Origin of the sequence: Actinophytocola sp. (assembly GCF_036378875.1) — a bacterium.
In the GTDB taxonomy this organism is placed as follows: Bacteria; Actinomycetota; Actinomycetes; order Mycobacteriales; family Pseudonocardiaceae; genus Actinophytocola.
Map to the genome: position 1 here is coordinate 1 of NZ_DASUVO010000089.1, position 17,226 is coordinate 17,226.

Sequence of the window (17,226 nt, forward strand, 5' to 3'; positions counted from 1 at the left end):
GGTGAGAAGAGCGAGGGGCAGACGGTCGGGGTGCTGGATCTGACCAACGCCTTGACGCGGCCACCATCACCAGCGCCGTTGCGTTGTTTCCTGGACTCCCCGGTGGCGCCGACGACCCGTAGCCCATACACGGGCGCGACGCTCAGGATTCGTCGCGGGTATTCCTTCGCGGCGCGATGAAGACGGCCCAGGCGGCCACACCCAGGGCCGGACCTAGCGCGATACCGAGAGCGACGTTGTAAAGAAGCTCGGCGACGACGCCGACGAGAGCGCCAAATGCGATCCAGATCCCGAGACCTCCCCAGATCCCGAGACCTTCGGCGCCCGAGGGCGTGTTCTTGCTCGTCATCGCATCTCTCCCCAGGACGCGGGCGGAAAGGCTGACAATCTGGCCGCCCACCACGGCGGATGCGCAACCAACGTCCTCCACAACATATCACCTGACATCAATGGTTTCCGCCGCTGACCGCGGCGTCTCGGCACCGCGGCAGGCGTCGGCGCATCCTCGTCGAGAAGTCAGTCACCACACCAGCGCCCCCAAGAGGGGAGGCACGCCGTCCCAGCAATAACCCCCGCCTCACCCGGTTTACCGCCCACGAAATCCGCCGCCTGCTGGTCCACATCCAGCCACGGGCCCCCGCACACCGAACTCCGGCACCGCCTGGCCTGGTCCCACTGGCGGCGCAGGCATCACAGCGCAGGCATCAAACCATGGCCCGGAACCATCACCGCCAGCGCAGCCACGCCCGCGCTACCGAACGCCCGCCACCTCCGGCGTCCCAGCAAACTGCCACAAAGTTAGTTAGTGGTCAGGTGGTGGATGCAGCGAATTTGCAGGTGGCGGCCATGTTGGCGACCGGGCAGCGGGGCGCCGCCGACGCTCGGACCGGGGGCGCCGCGTAGGTCGGTGGGTCAGCCGCGGTAGTTCGGATCGAGTGCTTCGGGTAGGCCGGTGAGGGCCTCGACTGTGGCGTGTAGCTGCTGGTGCGGCGTGCAGCCGATCTTGGGTAGCCGGGTCGAGTTCGTCGCCGTAGAGGGTGTCGAGTCGGTCGGCCAATTTCTCCAGGCGGCTGGTCACGAGCCGGCTGGCTTCCAGCACGTAGGCGCCCATGTGCTTGCTCGGGCCGAGGTTGCCGAAGGAGTCGCACTCGAACTCGCGGCCAAGCAGGGCGGTGTCGGCGATCAGTCGGGATGCCAAGTCCTGCCACTTGTCGTCGGGCCTGTGCATTACCCACATGGCCACCATATGTCTATTTCGGACGAGCGAGCTGCGGCAGCGTTGGCTTGCCGTTCCCAGTTTTGGCTGGTGTGGGTGCCTTGTAGCGCGTTCGCCGCTGCCCGTGCTCGGCCGATGGTTGCGGGCGTCGACGTTGGGGTCGGCCACTGTGGACACTGAGTGTTGGTGTGGGACCGACCGGTCAGCGTGGACGGGTTGCGGGTGCTGTTGGCCGGTGGCGGGGGTCGATGCGGGTTCACCGCCTCCACGGTCGCCCGCGCCAGCTCGACACCCCGCAGTACCTCCCGCGCCGGGTCGATCAGCCGCTCACCGGCCGGGGTGAGCACGAGCTTGCGCCCGGTGCGGTGGAACAGATCCGTGCCCAGATCCCGCTCAAGCGACCGCAACGCCTGCGACACGGAAGGCTGCGCGACGAACAGTTCCTGCGCGGCCCGGTGCACGCTGCCGTGGTCGACGATCGCGAGGAAATACCGCAGCTGCCGCATATCCATGAATGGGGCCACCCTACTGGTGGAGGGTGTTTGGCTGATCGGATGTGCTGCGGTGGCTGCCGTGTGACTTCCCGCCATTTTCTGTTCGGTCGACGGGACTCTCCTCTGCTGGTGGGACTGAACGGGTTGGGTGAAACCCAGCACATGGCATCGGCGGTGGGTTTGGGGCCGGTCAGCGGCTCGTCCACGCGGGATTAGGGGAGGATCCCGGATGGACGTTCGCCCTGCGAACGCCAGTCCGCAGGGAGTACAGGCCAGCGGAGCCGATCAGGATGTCGGTCAACGCAGAACTCCAGTGGATGTCACGGTGTACCCCAACCCGCTGCCACCAGCGAGTAGTCGCGGAAGCTCCGTTCGCGGAGCCTCCGGAGCACGCGGATCCACGAGTCGTTCATGCACCTTGTCAATGACAGCCGCGAGCGTGTCGACCTCCTCGAACACTCGTTGTCCCAACGGATTGACCCGCACGACTCGGGCCGGGATTTCACTGCGGATCCCCATCGTGTCCTCGGTGAAGTCCGGCCATAGACGGGTCCCGATCAGCCCGGTCACCTCGCCTCCGTGCTGGCGAAGGCGGAAACGCCAGCACGGCCGAGTCTGCAACATCAGACCGAACAACCGGCCAAGCGAAGGGTAATCGCGAACCGCGTCATCAACGCTGAACCAGGGCGGGGTCGCGGCGGGATGATTTATGAGGGTCTCAGGCGCTGGATTGAGTGGAGGAATAAATGGAAGTCGTGGAAGCGGCGCGGCTTCGATTTGTTCGACGCCCACGTCGACGTCGGATACCGGGTCGCGGTCGCCTTTGAGTGGATGGGGCGGGGTTGGTGGTCAAGGACGGGGGTGACGGCGTGGTCGATCGCGGTCTGGGCCGCGGGCAGGGCGGCGGTGAATCGGAGCGAGCGAGATGGGATTGCGGTCCTGGTAGGCGACGCAGCGTTTCTGGTTGTACAGCCGCCAAAGAGCTGCCGCTGCGGTACCGCTGGGTGCAGGAGGGGCAGTGCGTGCACGATGGTCGTGTTGATCACCACCGGGTGCCGCGGTGAGTGGTAGGGCTCGTGCAGGGCGAGCAGGTACACATGGCCAGGCCGATCGTTGCGATGACGGTGACGGCTACCACCAGCGTGGCCGCGGCCATCGGTGTTGGGAAACGTTGCTGGGTTCTCGTGTCTCCGTACGTGGCGCGACGCTAACGAGTTCGCTGTTTTCACCTCCTGATTCACCCAGCTTTCTGGCGCACGGGAGGAGTCCGTTCTGGTTGTATGCGACGGTTCGTGATGACTTCTCGCTGTGTAGCACCTCACCCGTTGACAAGGAGCAGTCATGACCGAGATCAGTCAGTCCCAGTTGCGCCGAGAGGCCGTGGAGATCGCGCTGTGGCAGATGCCTTCCCCCGAGCCGGACGCCGCCACGATGTCCGCGCTCTCGCAGTTCGACTCTGGGAGCAACGACCAGGCGGTGGGCAACAACGCGGCGGGAGACGGCAGCTCGCTGCCCGACCTTGGGCCTCTGTCGAGCTTCGGCTCGTGGGAGTCCGTCGCCAGCACCATCGTGCACAAGGCCGAGACCATCAGCGGCTTCAATCCGGGGAGCCCGAACTTCGACCCGGTCGCCTGGGACAACTTCCTCAAGAAGTTCTCCACGATTCCGTTCTTTCTGACGTACACGTATGACAACCGCAATGCGTCCATCTCCTCGCTCTCTCTGGAGAAGGGCGTCGAGGCGGTGTCGGACCTGATCCAGAACCTCATGACGCCGGAAAACTTCCAAGGCATCGTGACGTCCATCAAGAAGATGGCCACGCTGGCGCTCCAGAACAAAGGGCAGTCGGAGAAGAACTCCAACCAGCAGGTCGGGGTCCTGTCGCGCCATGCCAGCCAGCTCTACCTCGGAGCCGTCCGGACCGACGTGGCGATGGAGTACAAGTCGGGCAAGGGGTACGAGCAGTTGCAGCAGACCCTCAACATCTACCGCGGCTACGGCGTGCTCGACTTCGACAAGTGCAAGCGCAACTCCGACAAGCTGCTCGGGTGGGATGGCCAGGACGTGGATGACTGGGAGAAAGGGACGGCCAGCGCGTCGAAGTCGCCCAACGACAGCCCCGCCTGGAACCAGTAAGTCGGTTCAAAGGCCTTTCTGCAATCCACCGGACTTCCCGGTGTGAGGCGCCCGCGTAGACAGCCTGTCCACGCGGGCGGCTGCCGCCCCGGGAGCCCCCCACCCCAGACAGGTCCCATGTTCTCGAAAGAAGCGCTGCCTAACGAGGGAGCGACGGCCTCGACCTTCACCCAGGTCCTTGCCGAGAACCTCGGCCACTCGGACAGTGGCTATACCTTCATCCAGGAGGACGGGCGCGAGCACTTCGTGAGCTGGTCGGAGCTGTCGCGGGAGGCCCTGCGCCGGGGGCGCCGGCTGCTCCAGAGCGGCCTGCGCAAGGGAGAGCGCATCGCGCTCATCGTCCCCGAGCAGCAGGAGTTCGTCCTCACCTTCCTGGGCGCGGTCTCGGTGGGCGTCATCCCGGTCCCCATGTACCCACCCATGGGCTTCGGCAAGTTCGAGGCGTACTGCGAGGACGCCGCTCACATCCTCCGGGCGGCGGGAGCCCGTGCGCTCTTGATGCCCCGGAGCCTGGCGGACCTGCTGGACCCGCTCCTACAGGCGGTCGAGGGCCTACAGGCCGTCGTCTCGGAGGAGTTCTTCGCCGAGCCCCTGGTGGGGAGTGCGCCCCAGCCCGAGGCGATCCTCCCGGAGGACGTGATGTTCTTGCAGTTCACCTCGGGGAGCACGGCGGCCCCCAAGGGAGTGCGGGTCACGCACGCCAGCGTGCTCGCCAACTGCGCGGCCATCATCAGCGCCCTTCGCCTCGAGCGCGGGCGAGACCGGGGCGTGAGCTGGTTGCCCATGTACCACGACATGGGGCTGGTCGGTTTCGTGCTGGCGCCGCTGATCGCGCGCTGCCCGGTGAGCTTCCTCCCGACGCTGCGCTTCGCGCTCTCACCGAGGCTATGGCTGGAAACGGTGAGCCGCCACCGCGCGACCGTGACCTTCGCGCCCAACTTCGGCCTGGCGTTGGCCGTCAAACACACCTCGGCGGAGGAGCTCCAGCGGCTGGACCTGTCCTGCTTGAGGGTCGTGGGCTGCGGCGCCGAGCCCAACCACCCCGAGACGCTGCGGTCCTTCGCGGCGCACTTCGCGGCGGCGGGGCTACGGCGGGGGGCAGTGGTGCCGTGTTACGGCATGGCGGAGGCGACGCTCGCGATCTCGTTCAGCGAGATCGGAGTTCCGCTCGCCCCGGATGTCATCCAGAAGGAGCCCTACCACGCGGGCGGCCTCGCGCGGCCCGCCTCGAAGGCGGAGGTCCCCGGGGCGCAGGTGGCGTTCGTGCCCTGCGGACGCCCCATCGCAGGTCACCAAATCCTCATCGTGGATGACGAGGGGAATCCGCTCCCGGAGCGGCGCATCGGCGAGGTGGTCTTCCAGGGGCCGAGCGTGGCTGCGGGCTACCACGGTGACGCGGAGGCGACCCGGCGGAGCTTCACGACTCACGGCCTGCGCACAGGGGATTGCGGATACCTGGCGGAAGGCATCCTCTACGTGACGAGCCGCAAGAAGGACCTGCTGATCATCAATGGGCGCAATCACGACCCCCAGACGGTGGAGTGGGCCGCGGCCGAGGTGCCCGGCCTGCGCAAGGGCAATGTCGTGGCCTTCACCCGGCCAGGCCGGGCTACCGAGGAGGTGGTGATTGTCGCCGAGCTCCGCGCGGGGGACGCCGCCACGGTGGCGCGGCAGGTCCGCGGCCACATCCAGACGAAGCTGTCCCTGCCCGTGGCGGAGGTCCTCCTGCTGGTGCCGGGGGAGCTGCCCAAGACCTCCAGCGGCAAGGTGAAGCGGAGCATGACACGGCAGCAATATCTCGAGGGAGCTCTCCACGGTGGAGCGCTCTCCCAGGCGAGCTGAACACCATCCACACGCCCTCAATGAGGAGCAGCCATGAACACCCATCTGGCCCCCCAAGAGCGAGACCAGCTGTACTCCCTGATCCGCGAGAAGTTGGACCTCAGCGGCGCGGAGTGTCCCGAGGAGATCAAGAACACGACCATGGTGAGAGAGCTGCCAGGGGTCGACTCCATGAAGCTCTTCCGCCTGCTGGGCGCGGTCGAGCTGGGCTTCCAGGTCAACCTGGGCTTCGAGGCCATCCCCCAGGTGCAGACGGTGCAGGACATCGAGCGGTTGATCTGCGAGTCGCGCGAGCAGCACGCCGCGCGCATCCTGAGTGCCGGAGGACGACCGTGAGCACTCCGATTCAAGAGCAGTTGCGGCGGGAAGCGTTGGAGATCGCCATGTGGGCGGAGGGCAGGCAGGCGCCCTCACGGGAGATGCTGGCGAAGCTCGAGCTGCTGGGCCCCGACGGCTGCGAGCTCGACGACAGCAACCAGGAGACAGGGGTTGGCAATGCCTATGGCGGGGATAACGGTGGTCTTCCCAGCCTGGGGCCGCTGGCGTCCTTCGGCTCATGGCAGTCCGTGGCCGCCACCATCCTGCGCAAGACCGAGGACTCCGCCGGCTTCGATCAGTCATCCACGGTATTCGATCTCATTCAGTGGCTCATCTTCGAACTCCAGTTCGATACGATGCCGTTCCTCGCCAACATCACTCACGACAGCCGCAGTGTGTCCATCTCGTCCCTCTCCCTGTCACCAGCCATCTCGGCGGTGACCGAGCTGGTCGGAGAGCTGGTGACGTCGGACACGCTCACCGGCATCATCAACTCCCTCAAGAAGATCGGCCAGCTGGCGGTCCAGAACATGGGGCAGCAGGAGAAGAACAGCAATGTGCAGCAGGGGGTCCTGACCGTGGTGAATGGGGATCTGCGCCTCGGGCTGCTCCGGACCACGGTGCAGATGGAGTACGAGACAGGCAAGGGGTACCAGCAGCTCTATCAGCAGATCACCGTCAGCCGCCTCTTCGGGAGCCTCGACTACGACATGTGCATTCGGAACGCCGAGACACTGCTGGAATGGGACGGGCAGGACGTGAATGGCTGGGTGAATGGCGCCTCCAGCTCTCCCTACCCCCCCAACACCAGCCCCGCCTGGGGCAGCTGAGTCGCTCTGGCGTCAGACCTAGGGCCTGTTTTGAAGTTCTGACCAGCCGTTTCTTGTGGATGATCGCCGCCGCCGCCGGCCTGCAACGCACCAACCTCTCCACCACGCTGCGCGGGCTCGAAACCAAGGGTCTCATTGAGAGACGCATCAGCGAGGACGACCGGCGTGGGGTGACCGTCCACGTGACCGAGCACGGCCGGACGAACTACGCCCTCGTCCGGCGGGAGTGGGCCACCGCCGTCGCGGCGGCGGCCGGTCACGACACCGGCGACCTCGACGCGACCCTCGAGCTGCTCGGCACAGTGGAAGCCGGCCTCGTCGCGGCACGATCGGGAACCCCACCCACAAGGCCCGCAGTCTGAGCCGTCGCAGGTAAGGTGGCGTGGCGATGGGCTTGTCCGTGGTCTCCGAGGCTGGGTGCGGACCGCGTTGTCCTTGATGAATCCGAAGGTGACGGGCACGTTCATCATGCGGTGCAGTGCTTTGACGTTCCGTGCGAGGCCGATTCGGGAGAACAAGGCAGGTTCAGTGACTTTCGTTCTGAGCGAGCCTCACACCGCCGGTCCTTCGAGCTGCGTATATCGGTCGGTCGTTGCAGCGGCAGTGGTGCACCCCGGCATCGCTCGCATGGCGCATCGTCTGCCGGGAGCCGCCGAACAGCAGTACACGCGGACTCATGATCACGCCGCCGTCGCCGGGCTGGGCTCGGAGCGGCGCGCATGATCCTCGACGCAATTCACTCGTGGCGGTGTCGACGGCCGAGGAGGCGGCGCCGGCCGGTGGTGGGCCGGGGTTGGTGGTTGATCGGCCGGTTGATCGGCCATAGCCGGATGGTGGTGTCGAAGCTGCCGCTGGCGAGATAAGTCCCATCGGGGTGGAACGCCACGCTGGACACGGTGCCGGTGTGGCCGGTCAGCGTGGTGATCAGGCTTTTGGTGAGGACGTTCCACAGGCGGACGGTGTGGTCGTCGGGGTAACGCGCGCCGGAGGGCGTGATGCTGACGGCGGCGCCCCCGCTTGCCAGGACCGTGCCGTCGGGGTGGAACGCCAGTGTCATGACCGCGCTGGTGTGGCCGGTGAGGGTGGCGACGGCGTGCCCGGTGTGCACGTCCCACAGTCGGATGGTGCGGTCGTAGCCGGCGCTGGCCAGGATGCGGTTGTCCGGGCTGAACGCGAGGGCGTGGATGGTACCGGTGTGGCCGCTCAGGACGAGCCGGCGGCGGCCGGTGCGGGTGTGCCACACCAGGACGTCGTGAGTGTCCGTGCCGCCGCCGGCCAGGGTGGTGCCGTCCGGGCTGAGGGCCACCGCGAACACGCTGCCGGGGTGGGTGAGGGTTCTGGTCGTCCGTGTGGTCTTCGGGTTCCACAGCTGGACCGAGTGGTTGTTGCCGGTGACCACGAGGTCGTCGGCCGGACCGTGGGCCACCGACCAGATGCGATCGGCCGGGTTCTGGGGATGCAAGGTGGCTGTGACGGTACGCGATGTCACGTCCCAGAGCGTCAGAGCGGTCGTCGCGGTGGCCAGGGTGGTTCCGGCCGGGCTGAAGGCCAGTGACAGGATCGCCAGACTGTGGTTGTCGTGGAGGCCGCCGGTGCCCTGGCCGGTGCGGGTATCCCACAGCCGCACGAGGCCGTCGTTGTCGGCGCTGGCCAGGGTCGTGCCGTCCGGGCTGAACGCGATGTCCCTGACGGCCGCGGCATGCCCCTGGAGCGTGGCCGGAAGCGCCACCTCGACGGGACGGTCGTCCGCCGATTGATCCACCGGCGCGCCGCGGGCCGGGTCAGCGCGTCGCGTCTGCCAGTCCTCCAGCAGGCGGGGCAGTTCCGCGCGTAGGAATCGGCTGAACGCCAGCGCCTCACCGGCCACACCTCCCGGCGTGTCGGACAGTGCGCGCTCGCAGTCGTCGAGCGCGGAACCGACCGCGGTGACGACCAGTGACCAGGGATCGTCGCGGCCCTCGATGTGCTCTGCTTCCGGCATCTCCTCAGCGTGACCCATTCGCCAGCACGGTGACAGCGGCAAGTAGCAGAGCGGACAGGACGATCTCCAGAATGCCGACGTTTTTGGGGCGCAGGCCGGTTCCGTGATCGACTCGACTGCCGGTGCGGCCATCGCGCCCTGCCCTCGTTCGTCCTGTTTCCTGTGGATGTCCGCTCTCGACAGATGTGTGTCGCCACCAGCACTGGCATGTGACAACCATCGCCTGCCGTCACTGCGACCTCGTGTCGCACAGGGCATGCGCAGGTAGGCGCACAGCACGTTGACCACTCCAGAAAGCTCCGATGGGGCGGCTCACGACGCGCGAGGTGAGGACGGTCAGGCCAGTCGCTTGGTTGGCAGGCCCGACTCGCCGGCCAAGGACGCGGCGAGGTCGCGGGCCTGGGGGGTGTCGAGTTGGAGGCAGATGTCCAGCGTGCGTTGCCGGGCCTGATGGGCGTCGGGGCCCTCGAGTACCGAAGCGAGCCGGTGCAGTACCCGAGCCTGGAGCCAGCGTTCGGTGAGCCCGGTGAAAATCGTCAGCGCGATGCCGAGTTGTTGGCGTGCTTCGGTGATGTCGGCCAGTTCGTGTCGGCACCGTCCACTGCCGAAGGAGGCGAGCCCTTCGATGAAAGGAGAGTTCGCCTCGGCCGCGATCGTGCGTGCTTCCGTGTAGGTGGCGTCGGCCTCGGTCCGGTTCCCCATGGCCTCCAGCGTGCCGGCCAGCCTGAGCAGGCACAGTGCCAGCAATGGTGCGTGGGACGTGGTCCCTGCCTGCCGGAAATGGTGCACGGCCTTGCGTTGAGCGACCGTCGCCTCGTCGTGGCGGTCGAGATCGTGCAGTGCCAGTCCGAGAAACGACAGTGTGATGTGCTGTCCGAGCGGATCGGCGAGTTGGTGGAACAGCGTGATGGCCGAACGGAAGACCTCGGCGGCTTCGGCGGCCCGGCCCTGATCCAGCTGGGTGCGTCCGCAGTACTGCAAGGCCCACGCTTCCTCGTTGCGGTCGCCGGCGTCGCGCGCCGCCTGCCACGCGCGTTGGTGGGTCACCAGCGCGTCCTGATGCAGGCGGTGGATCCGGTTGAGCGCCCAGCCGAGGAAGTTCAGCTGCACGGCCTCGTCCCGCCGGCTGCCGAGTGATCTCGCGGCCTCGACGCCGAGGGTGAACACCTCGCGCCAGTGGGTCTCGGTGGGACGGAGGTCGGAGTACCAGTGCATGGCCCGGCTGAAGGAAAGTACCTCGGCGTGTCGCCCGTTGGCCGCGGCGTGCCGGAGTGCGGCCAGCCAGTTTGGCTGTTCCGCGTCCAGCCACAGCACCGCGTCAGCCGGACCGGTCGTGGTGCCGCTCGTCGGCGGTGCCGCTGTGTCCACTGTGGATTCGGCTGGGGAGAGTAACCGCCCGGCCCTGGTTCCGGTACGTAGCAACCAGCCTGCCATCCGGTCCTCGGCGTCGCGGATCTGCTCCGGTGATTCCTCGACCGCCAGCCGTTCCCTTGCGAACAGTCGCATCAGGTCGTGCAGCACGTACCGGCCCTCCAGCACGGCCGTGTCGAGCAGGCTGGCGTCGACAAGTTCTTCCAGCCTCTGTTCCGCGGTGGTCAGGTCGATGTCGACGAGCACCGCGGTCAGCTCGACGGTCACGTCGGGTCCGGCGGCAAGGGAAAGTCGCCGGAACACGCTCCTGGTGCGCTCGTCGCACTGGCGATACGACACCTCGAAGGCAGAACGGACCTGCAGGTCGCCCGCGGTGAGCGCGTTCAGCCTGCGTTGCTGGTCGCTCAGCTGGCGGACCAGTTTGTCGATCTTCCAGCGAGGCCGACTGGCCAGCCGGTTACCCGCGATCCGCAGGGCGAGGGGCAGGTGACCGCAGAGCTCGGCAACCCGTGCGGCGGCTTCCGCTTCAGCCGCCACTCGCCGCGGGTCGATGATCGAAGCGAGCAGACGCACCGACTCCGCGGGCCGCAGTACGTCCAGCAACACCCGGTGGACCGACTCCAGGCCGGAGAGCGCCCGGCGGCTGGTGAGCAGCACCAGGCAGCCCGGACTGCTCGGGAGCAGCGGTCGTACCTGCGCTTCGTCCGCGATGTTGTCCAGTACCAGCAGTATCTTCTGGTCCCGCAACAGTGACCGGTAGAGGCTGGCACGTTCTTCCTCGCGGTGGGGGAGCTGTTCCTCGGCGACCCCGAGCGCGAGGAGCAGGGTGCCGAGCGCCTGGCCCCCGGTCAGCCGATCGGAGTCCATGCCGTGTAGGTCGAGGAAGAAGCAACCGTCGGGGTAACGCTCGACCAGCCGGTGGCCCGCGTGTACCACGAAGCTGGTCTTGCCGACCCCCGGCGGCCCGAACACGGTGATCACCGTGGCCGTCCGGTGGGTGTCCGTCCGGTCGTCGATCAGCCCGAGCATGCGGTTCAGCTCGGCTTCCCGCCCGGTGAGATCGGCGACCTCGGGTGGCAGCTCACGCAACAGCCGTTCGAAGCGTCGCTTGGGAGTGGAGTTGTCGGCCTGCCCGGGGTCCTGGGCGGCCGGGCCGTCTCTGTCCCTGCCCGCTCGTAGCAGCTCACGCATCGCCTGTTCGTCCGGCGCGAACACGGCGGCGAGGGCCTGCAACGTCCGGTGCTGCGGGCGCCTGACCCGGCCACGTTCCATGTCGCTGATCGCTCGTGAACTGATGCCTGACCGCGCGGCCAGCTCTTCCTGTGTCAGCCCTGCGGCTTTGCGGTGCCGTGCCAAGAGTTGCGGGAAGTTGGATTTCGGTGAGCCGCCGGAATCGACGTCCACCATCTGGCAACCACCACCCCTGGAAGCGCGGCGGAGGTCTCCGCCGTGCGGGTTCTCGCCCCGATTCTTCCAGTGACGACGTCGTCGCAGTAAGTAGTATTCCTCACTCGCTCGAACTACCCGACAGTAGGTACCGGGCCTCCGGTCCAACGTCCTTTATGGACAATCCGGCCGCCGGTCGCTGATCGCGGTCATCCCCGGTCGGCGCGGCCGGTTCGCGGACACCGGCAGAACCGAAGGACACCCGCAGAACCGAAGGCCCGCTTCTGTGGGTGGTTCTTCATGGTGTTGCCGCCGACGTCCGTGTTTGGCTGGCGGGTGGCCGCAACACCGTTGCCAAGCAAGGAAAAACGTTGGGGAGGGTGGATGTCAGGGCTCGATGTCGCGCAGCTCACCGCTGACGTTGAGCAGTTCGACGCAGTTCGCCGCCTGCCGCCCGGACGCCGGAGTACCCGGTCTGGTGCAGGTGACGTCGGCGATGACGGTGGCGTTCTCCGGGATCTCGATCGGGGTCACCCAGTGATAGTCCTGGTTCCGAAAAGTTTCGAGCGCGATCGTGGTTATCGTCCGATCCCCGAACACGATGGTCAGCACGCCCTCATCGCCCTGGAAGTTGGCCACCACCATGTCCGTAATCAAAAACACCTTGCCGGCCGGCACGGCATACGTGTTGGCGCCGCGGTCGCCGGCACCGGTGCGCACCTCGATGGTGCCCGAGCCCTGTTCCCCGATTTGCGCGCCGGCCTCCGGCCCCGTCCCCTGCCCGGTTTGCTCTTCCCCCTGTTCCTGCGCACCGGGTTGGCTCTCCGGCGGCTGCTCCGCGCCGGCCCCGCTGTCCGGCTGCAGCTGACCTGCTTCGGCCAGCTGCTGCGTCCTGTCCTCGGCCGCCTCCCTGGCCGCGCTCTGTACGGCGGGGCGAACCAGGGCGAACCACGCGAGCAGCAAAGCCAGCAGCAGTCCCAGCAGCGCCAACAGCCATCGCGGCAGCACGCTGAGCTGGACCAGTTCGCCGTCGAGTTCCCTTGGCAGCGGCGGATCTTCCTCGAACGAGGGCTCGGCGGCAGGGGTGGCCATGATCTGGAATGGTTTACTCACCGGCTTTCCGAACCAGATGAGCTTGCGGGTCCGCGCGCGCAGCCGGGTCTGGGTCGCCACACCGGGCGCGAGAGTGCTGCCGGCGGGGGTGAACCCGAAGCGGAGCTCCTGCTCCGGGTCGGTGGTGTCGAGGGACACGGTGATCGGCGTGTTGCCCTGGTTGTCCAGTGTGACCCGGAAACGGCCGGTCCGCCATGCCCGCCGCCGCCGCGGCGTCAGCTCGGCACGCAACTGGCCGAACGGCTTGATGAGCACCGTCGTCTCGGGAACCACCGCGAGCTCCGGCCGTTCCACGGGCATGACCCGCACGGCCAGCGGTGTCTCACCCGCGCGGACCTCGGGCGAACGCGGGGGGCGCAAGGTCAGGGTGACCCCTTCGGAGGTCCCCGGATAGAGCGAGAGGCGCGCCGGTTCGACAGTGGTCCACGGCGCGCACGCACCTGCCGCGCTGAACTCGTACGCCTCGACGATGTCGCTGTCGTTGCGCACGGTCAGTGTCGTGGTCGCCTCCCCGCCCGGGGTGACGACGACCGGCGCGAGATCGAGTTCAGCTGAAGTGGTCACCCATCGAAAGCTAGGCAGGCCGGGCTGGTGACGACAGGGCGCCGAGGGCAGCCCGTGGGCAGCGGAGATGCCCAGCGGGACATCGAGAGAGGATTCAGGGAAATGAGCAGAGTGCCGGTAGTGGTGTACGCGTCGGACCAGATCCTCCAGGCCGGTGTGAGTCACCAACTGCGTGTGCGACCGGAGGTCGAGATACTCGCCCAGGAGGAGGAGAAGCGGGCGACCGTGTCCCTGGTGGTGGTCGACTGGATGGACGACGCGGCGACACGGTTGCTTCGCCGGTTGCACCGAATGTCCTCGGCGCGGACGGGACTGGTCGTCGGCCGGTTCGACCGCAACGCCCTGCAGACCACCGTGGAATGCGGGGTCGCGGCGGTGATCCGCCGTGAGGACGCGAACCAGGACAGTCTGGTGCGGATGATCACGGCGATAACCCGGGGAGAGGGCGTCCTGCCCGGCGACATGCTCGCCCAGTTGCTCGATCATGTCGGAAAGCTGCAGCGTCAGGCACTCGATCCACGAGGCCTCTCCCTGTCCACGCTCTCCGCACGGGAGGTCGAGGTGCTTCGGCTGGTCGCCGAGGGTTTCGACACCGCGGAGATCGCGGTCAAGATGTCCTACTCGGAGCGCACCGTGAAGAACGTCCTGCACGAGGTCTCCACCAGGCTGCAGTTGCGAAACCGTGCGCACGCCGTCGGCCATGCCATGCGCCACGGCCTGATCTGAGTGCCCGAAACCACCAGGACTCCTTCCCCCGGTCATGTCTGCGCGGTCCTGGGAACCCCGGCGTGCCGGGAGTGACGATGACCGCGTGCCGTTTCCCATGATCGGAAAGGCGGGTGCGTCGATGCGCGCCCGGATTCTCGCCGGCGCCATGGTGGTGGGCGCCGTCGCGGCGTTGTCCGTCGTTCCCGTTGTCATCCGGTCCGTCGGCACCGCGGCGGCGCCGGTCCAGCCGCTCGACGCGCCGGAGTCGGGACGCATCGCCTACGCGGGTACCGAACACCGCAGTCTGGGCGCGGTCACCGGGCCGGTTCCCGGCACGCCGTCACCGACCAGCCCTCTGCTCGGTGACGGCCCCGCGCATGTCGACGAACAGGGGGCGGCACGCGGCGGCCTGCTCGTGTTCACCAGCATGCGCGACGAGCCACAACCGCAGGTCTACCTGCGCGACGAGGAAGGGGCGGTCCAGCGGCTGACCAGCGATCGTGAGGCCGGGCACCCGCAGCTGTCCCCGGATCTCCGGTGGGTGGCGTTCGACTCCGCCGAACCGGTGCCGGGAGGCGAGGGCAGCCAGCGAGACCTGTGGCTCGTGCGGACGGACGGCACGGAACTCCGCAGGCTCACCGACACCGCGGCCGACGAGACCTGGCCGACCTTCGCGCCGGACGGGAGCCGGATCGCCTTCGCCGGCAACCAGGACGGCCTGCGGGGCTGGGAGATCTACGAACTGGCGCCGGCCGGGGGCGCACCGGTGCGCCTGACCGACGAACCGACCGGCGCCGCGGTGCAGCCGGCATGGCATCCGGTGCGGCAGGAGCTGATCGCCTACACGGTCGACGAGGACGGTGACCTCGGGGACGAGGCCGACCAGTCGGTGCGCATCACCGACACCGGTGGCAACGGCGCCCCGCTGTTCGACGGTGGGCGGGCGGACTGGCAGAGCCGGTGGCCCGCCTGGAAACCGGACGGCGACACGTTGTTGTTCCTCAGCCTCAACCAGGTGTGCGGCTGCCCGGGAGAGCCCGAGCCCCGCGGCACGGTGGACCGGGTGTACCAGATCGAGACCGCTGGGGCGGCGCCGACGACGGCCGACCCGCTGTTGCTGTTGGCCGAGGACAGGTCGGTCGACTCACCGACCTGGCTGGTGGCCGGCGCGGGCGAACAACTGGTGGTCGCCAGGACGACCGCGCCGGCGCGGAATGTCGCGCTACTGCTGGACATTCGGCCTGACGGAGCGGATCCGCGCGCGCTCGGGCTCTCGGTCCTGACCGAGGATCCGGCCGCCGCCACCGACTCCAACCGGCTGTTCGACCCGAGCCCGGGCTTCGACCCGTGGACCCAGCGGCAGAGCTACTCCCCGGACGGGCGACAGATCGCGGTCAGCCGGTTCGAGAACGTCGACGACCGGAGAGTCCAGCGGATCTGGCTGATCGACGCGGACGGCGCCAACGCGCGGCCGCTGAACATCGCGGACCGGTTGCCGGGTGACTGGGAGACCGACGCCGCGTGGTCGCCTGACGGGGAGTTCCTCGCCATCGCCAGGAGATCGCCCGGTGCGCCGAACCGGGAGGGCGGCCCCAGCCGCATCGTGGTGGTGAGGGTCGCCACCGGTGAGGTGACCGGCATCCTCCAGAACCCGGACCCGACGGTGGACGAGGACGACGGTCAGCCCGCGTGGTCGCCGGACGGAACCACCATCGCCTTCAGCCGCGGCACCGTGGCCGGCGGGCCGGACGGCGAACCTCGCGACAACCACATCTGGACCGCGCGCGCGGGCTCGCTCGATCAGCAGCGCGACGTGAGCGAGGCGGTCTGCGGCTTCGACTGTCCCGTCACCGATGACAGTCCCGCCTTCGCGCCGGACGGGGCGAGCGTGGTCTTCAACCGGGAGGGAGACGGCCTGTTGCGGGTCTTCCTGTCGGACACCCGGTGCGAGGTGCTGCTGCCCGCCGGTCAGATCTCGTGCGCGGGCGCGCTGTCGGCGCCGGCCGGGCCGTTCCAGCCGCGCGACGTGGCCTGGTCGCCGGACGGGAGCGAGCTGGTACTGACCACCCGGCGAGCGGGTGACCCGAACTCCCCGGAGGCCCTGGCGATCCTGGACCTGGCGAGCCGCGCCGTCGACCCCGTCGACTGGGCACTGCCCGGCAGGCAGAAGGAACCGACCTGGCAGGCGGCGGTCGATCTGACCGTCACCGCACCGGCCGAGGTACCGGCCGCCGAAGCCGGCACGCAGGTGCCGGTCACCGTCACGGTCACGAACCAGGGGCCTTCGCCTTCGCCGGGCACGGCGCTTTCCCTGTCGGTTCCATCCGGGTTGCGGCTGGACGCACTCCAGCCCGCCCTCGGCACTTGCGACACCGGCGTGCCGAGATGCGAGTTCGGAGTGCTGGCGCCGGGCGCCCAGGTCGAGATCGTCGCCACCCTCTTCAGGGTGGTCCCCGGCAACGGGCTGGTCGTCTGGTCGGTGGCCGGTACCGTGCTCGATCCGCTGCCTGGTGACAACGCGGCGGAAACCCTGGTCCCGGTCTCGCCGGTGCCGCCACCCATCCCGCCGCCCCCCGCGGTCGCGGGTCCCGGCCTCACGGTGGTCGTCCAACCGGATCCGTCCTATGTGGGCGGCAGTGTCACCGTGACCTACCGGGTACGCAACGGGGACAACGCGTTGGCGACCGGCCTGCGCCTGGAGTTCGGCCTGCCGGGCGTGGTGCCGGTGGCCGCCGTTCCGCCGGGCTGCGTGGCGGCCGGCTGCCCGCTGCCGGACCTGCCTCCCGGCGGATCGGTACTGGTGCAGGTCACGCTCGCGCCTAAGGACCCGCTGCTGGCCACGGTCACCGGCACGCTGCGGACCACCGGCACGGACGCCAACCCGGCGGACAATGTCGCGGTCGCCCCGCTACGCGTGTTGCTGCCGAGGATCGTGGCGGTGCCGGCGGTCGGCAAGCCCGGCTTCGTGACCTCGGTCCGGGGTGTCGACTTCCCGCCGGGAACCCCGGTCCGGCTGGCCTGGTCGCCGGGCATCACGGCGGCGGCGGCCCCGACGGTGCCCCGGCCGGACGGCGGTTTCACGGCCCAACTGCTCGTCCTGGCCAAGGACCAGACCGGGCCACGCCTCATCACGGCTTCCGGCGCCGGCTTCGGTCCGGTCGACACGCCGTTCCTGGTGGTGCAGGGCACCATCGGCCCGCCGACCATGGTGTGGCGCAAGTGAGCGGAGCCAACCATCAGGTGCGGGGCAGGAAAGGAGGGGACTAC

The 17,226-nt window shown here is 68.3% G+C and carries 12 protein-coding genes; 7 read left to right on the forward strand and 5 right to left on the reverse strand.

Features of this window, described 5'->3' with window-relative positions; all coding sequences use genetic code 11:
- Positions 1-142 precede the first annotated feature (142 nt).
- Both VF106_RS25520 and VF106_RS25525 read right to left on the reverse strand, forming a co-directional pair.
- Complete coding sequence (locus VF106_RS25520; protein ID WP_330842363.1) at positions 143-349, reverse strand: hypothetical protein; 207 nt, start codon at positions 347-349, stop codon at positions 143-145.
- A gap of 878 nt (positions 350-1,227) precedes the next feature.
- Positions 1,228-1,728, reverse strand: a complete 501-nt coding sequence (locus VF106_RS25525; protein WP_330842364.1) for a LysR family transcriptional regulator — start codon at positions 1,726-1,728, stop codon at positions 1,228-1,230.
- A 1,323-nt stretch (positions 1,729-3,051) separates the two neighbouring features.
- On the opposite strand from VF106_RS25525, the gene VF106_RS25530 reads away from it, so the two are divergent.
- From VF106_RS25530 to VF106_RS25550, 5 genes are all read left to right on the forward strand, one after another.
- Complete coding sequence (locus VF106_RS25530) at positions 3,052-3,846, forward strand: hypothetical protein (protein WP_330842365.1); 795 nt, start codon at positions 3,052-3,054, stop codon at positions 3,844-3,846.
- Between the two features lie 117 nt (positions 3,847-3,963).
- Positions 3,964-5,688 carry a fatty acyl-AMP ligase gene (locus VF106_RS25535; RefSeq protein ID WP_330842366.1) on the forward strand — a complete coding sequence of 575 codons (1,725 nt, stop codon included), beginning with the start codon at positions 3,964-3,966 and terminating at the stop codon, positions 5,686-5,688.
- Between the two features lie 33 nt (positions 5,689-5,721).
- Entirely contained in the window at positions 5,722-6,024 is a 303-nt protein-coding gene (locus VF106_RS25540; RefSeq protein ID WP_330842367.1) for an acyl carrier protein, read from the forward strand.
- Positions 6,021-6,836 carry a hypothetical protein gene (locus VF106_RS25545; protein ID WP_330842368.1) on the forward strand — a complete coding sequence of 272 codons (816 nt, stop codon included), beginning with the start codon at positions 6,021-6,023 and terminating at the stop codon, positions 6,834-6,836. Before VF106_RS25540 ends, VF106_RS25545 begins: the two co-directional genes overlap by 4 nt.
- Positions 6,837-6,895: 59 nt before the next feature.
- Positions 6,896-7,198 carry a MarR family winged helix-turn-helix transcriptional regulator gene (locus VF106_RS25550; protein WP_330842369.1) on the forward strand — a complete coding sequence of 101 codons (303 nt, stop codon included), beginning with the start codon at positions 6,896-6,898 and terminating at the stop codon, positions 7,196-7,198.
- A gap of 374 nt (positions 7,199-7,572) precedes the next feature.
- On the opposite strand, the gene VF106_RS25555 is transcribed toward VF106_RS25550, so the two are convergent.
- From VF106_RS25555 to VF106_RS25565, 3 genes are all read right to left on the reverse strand, one after another.
- The gene (locus tag VF106_RS25555; protein WP_330842370.1) at positions 7,573-8,817 is read right to left on the reverse strand and encodes a WD40 repeat domain-containing protein; all 1,245 of its coding nucleotides are present in this window, start codon (positions 8,815-8,817) and stop codon (positions 7,573-7,575) included.
- A 336-nt stretch (positions 8,818-9,153) separates the two neighbouring features.
- Positions 9,154-11,595: a type II toxin-antitoxin system RelB family anti-toxin gene (relB, locus tag VF106_RS25560; RefSeq protein ID WP_330842371.1), complete on the reverse strand. Its 2,442-nt coding sequence runs from the start codon at positions 11,593-11,595 to the stop codon at positions 9,154-9,156.
- A 366-nt stretch (positions 11,596-11,961) separates the two neighbouring features.
- Complete coding sequence (locus VF106_RS25565) at positions 11,962-13,251, reverse strand: COG1470 family protein (protein WP_330842372.1); 1,290 nt, start codon at positions 13,249-13,251, stop codon at positions 11,962-11,964.
- A 102-nt stretch (positions 13,252-13,353) separates the two neighbouring features.
- On the opposite strand from VF106_RS25565, the gene VF106_RS25570 reads away from it, so the two are divergent.
- Both VF106_RS25570 and VF106_RS25575 read left to right on the forward strand, forming a co-directional pair.
- Positions 13,354-13,977 (forward strand): helix-turn-helix transcriptional regulator, encoded by a 624-nt coding sequence (locus VF106_RS25570; RefSeq protein WP_330842373.1) that lies wholly within the window; start codon positions 13,354-13,356, stop codon positions 13,975-13,977.
- 121 nt (positions 13,978-14,098) lie between these two features.
- Positions 14,099-17,182 carry a hypothetical protein gene (locus VF106_RS25575; protein ID WP_330842374.1) on the forward strand — a complete coding sequence of 1,028 codons (3,084 nt, stop codon included), beginning with the start codon at positions 14,099-14,101 and terminating at the stop codon, positions 17,180-17,182.
- Positions 17,183-17,226: the final 44 nt, after the last annotated feature.

Coding starts and splice junctions, on each gene's coding strand:
- VF106_RS25520 (WP_330842363.1), bottom strand. CDS start 349: ATGACGAGCAAGAACACGCCCTCGGGCGCCGAAGGTCTCGGGATCTGG.
- VF106_RS25525 (WP_330842364.1), bottom strand. CDS start 1,728: ATGGATATGCGGCAGCTGCGGTATTTCCTCGCGATCGTCGACCACGGC.
- VF106_RS25530 (WP_330842365.1), top strand. CDS start 3,052: ATGACCGAGATCAGTCAGTCCCAGTTGCGCCGAGAGGCCGTGGAGATC.
- VF106_RS25535 (WP_330842366.1), top strand. CDS start 3,964: ATGTTCTCGAAAGAAGCGCTGCCTAACGAGGGAGCGACGGCCTCGACC.
- VF106_RS25540 (WP_330842367.1), top strand. CDS start 5,722: ATGAACACCCATCTGGCCCCCCAAGAGCGAGACCAGCTGTACTCCCTG.
- VF106_RS25550 (WP_330842369.1), top strand. CDS start 6,896: ATGATCGCCGCCGCCGCCGGCCTGCAACGCACCAACCTCTCCACCACG.
- VF106_RS25555 (WP_330842370.1), bottom strand. CDS start 8,817: ATGCCGGAAGCAGAGCACATCGAGGGCCGCGACGATCCCTGGTCACTG.
- relB (WP_330842371.1), bottom strand. CDS start 11,595: ATGGTGGACGTCGATTCCGGCGGCTCACCGAAATCCAACTTCCCGCAA.
- VF106_RS25570 (WP_330842373.1), top strand. CDS start 13,354: ATGAGCAGAGTGCCGGTAGTGGTGTACGCGTCGGACCAGATCCTCCAG.
- VF106_RS25575 (WP_330842374.1), top strand. CDS start 14,099: ATGCGCGCCCGGATTCTCGCCGGCGCCATGGTGGTGGGCGCCGTCGCG.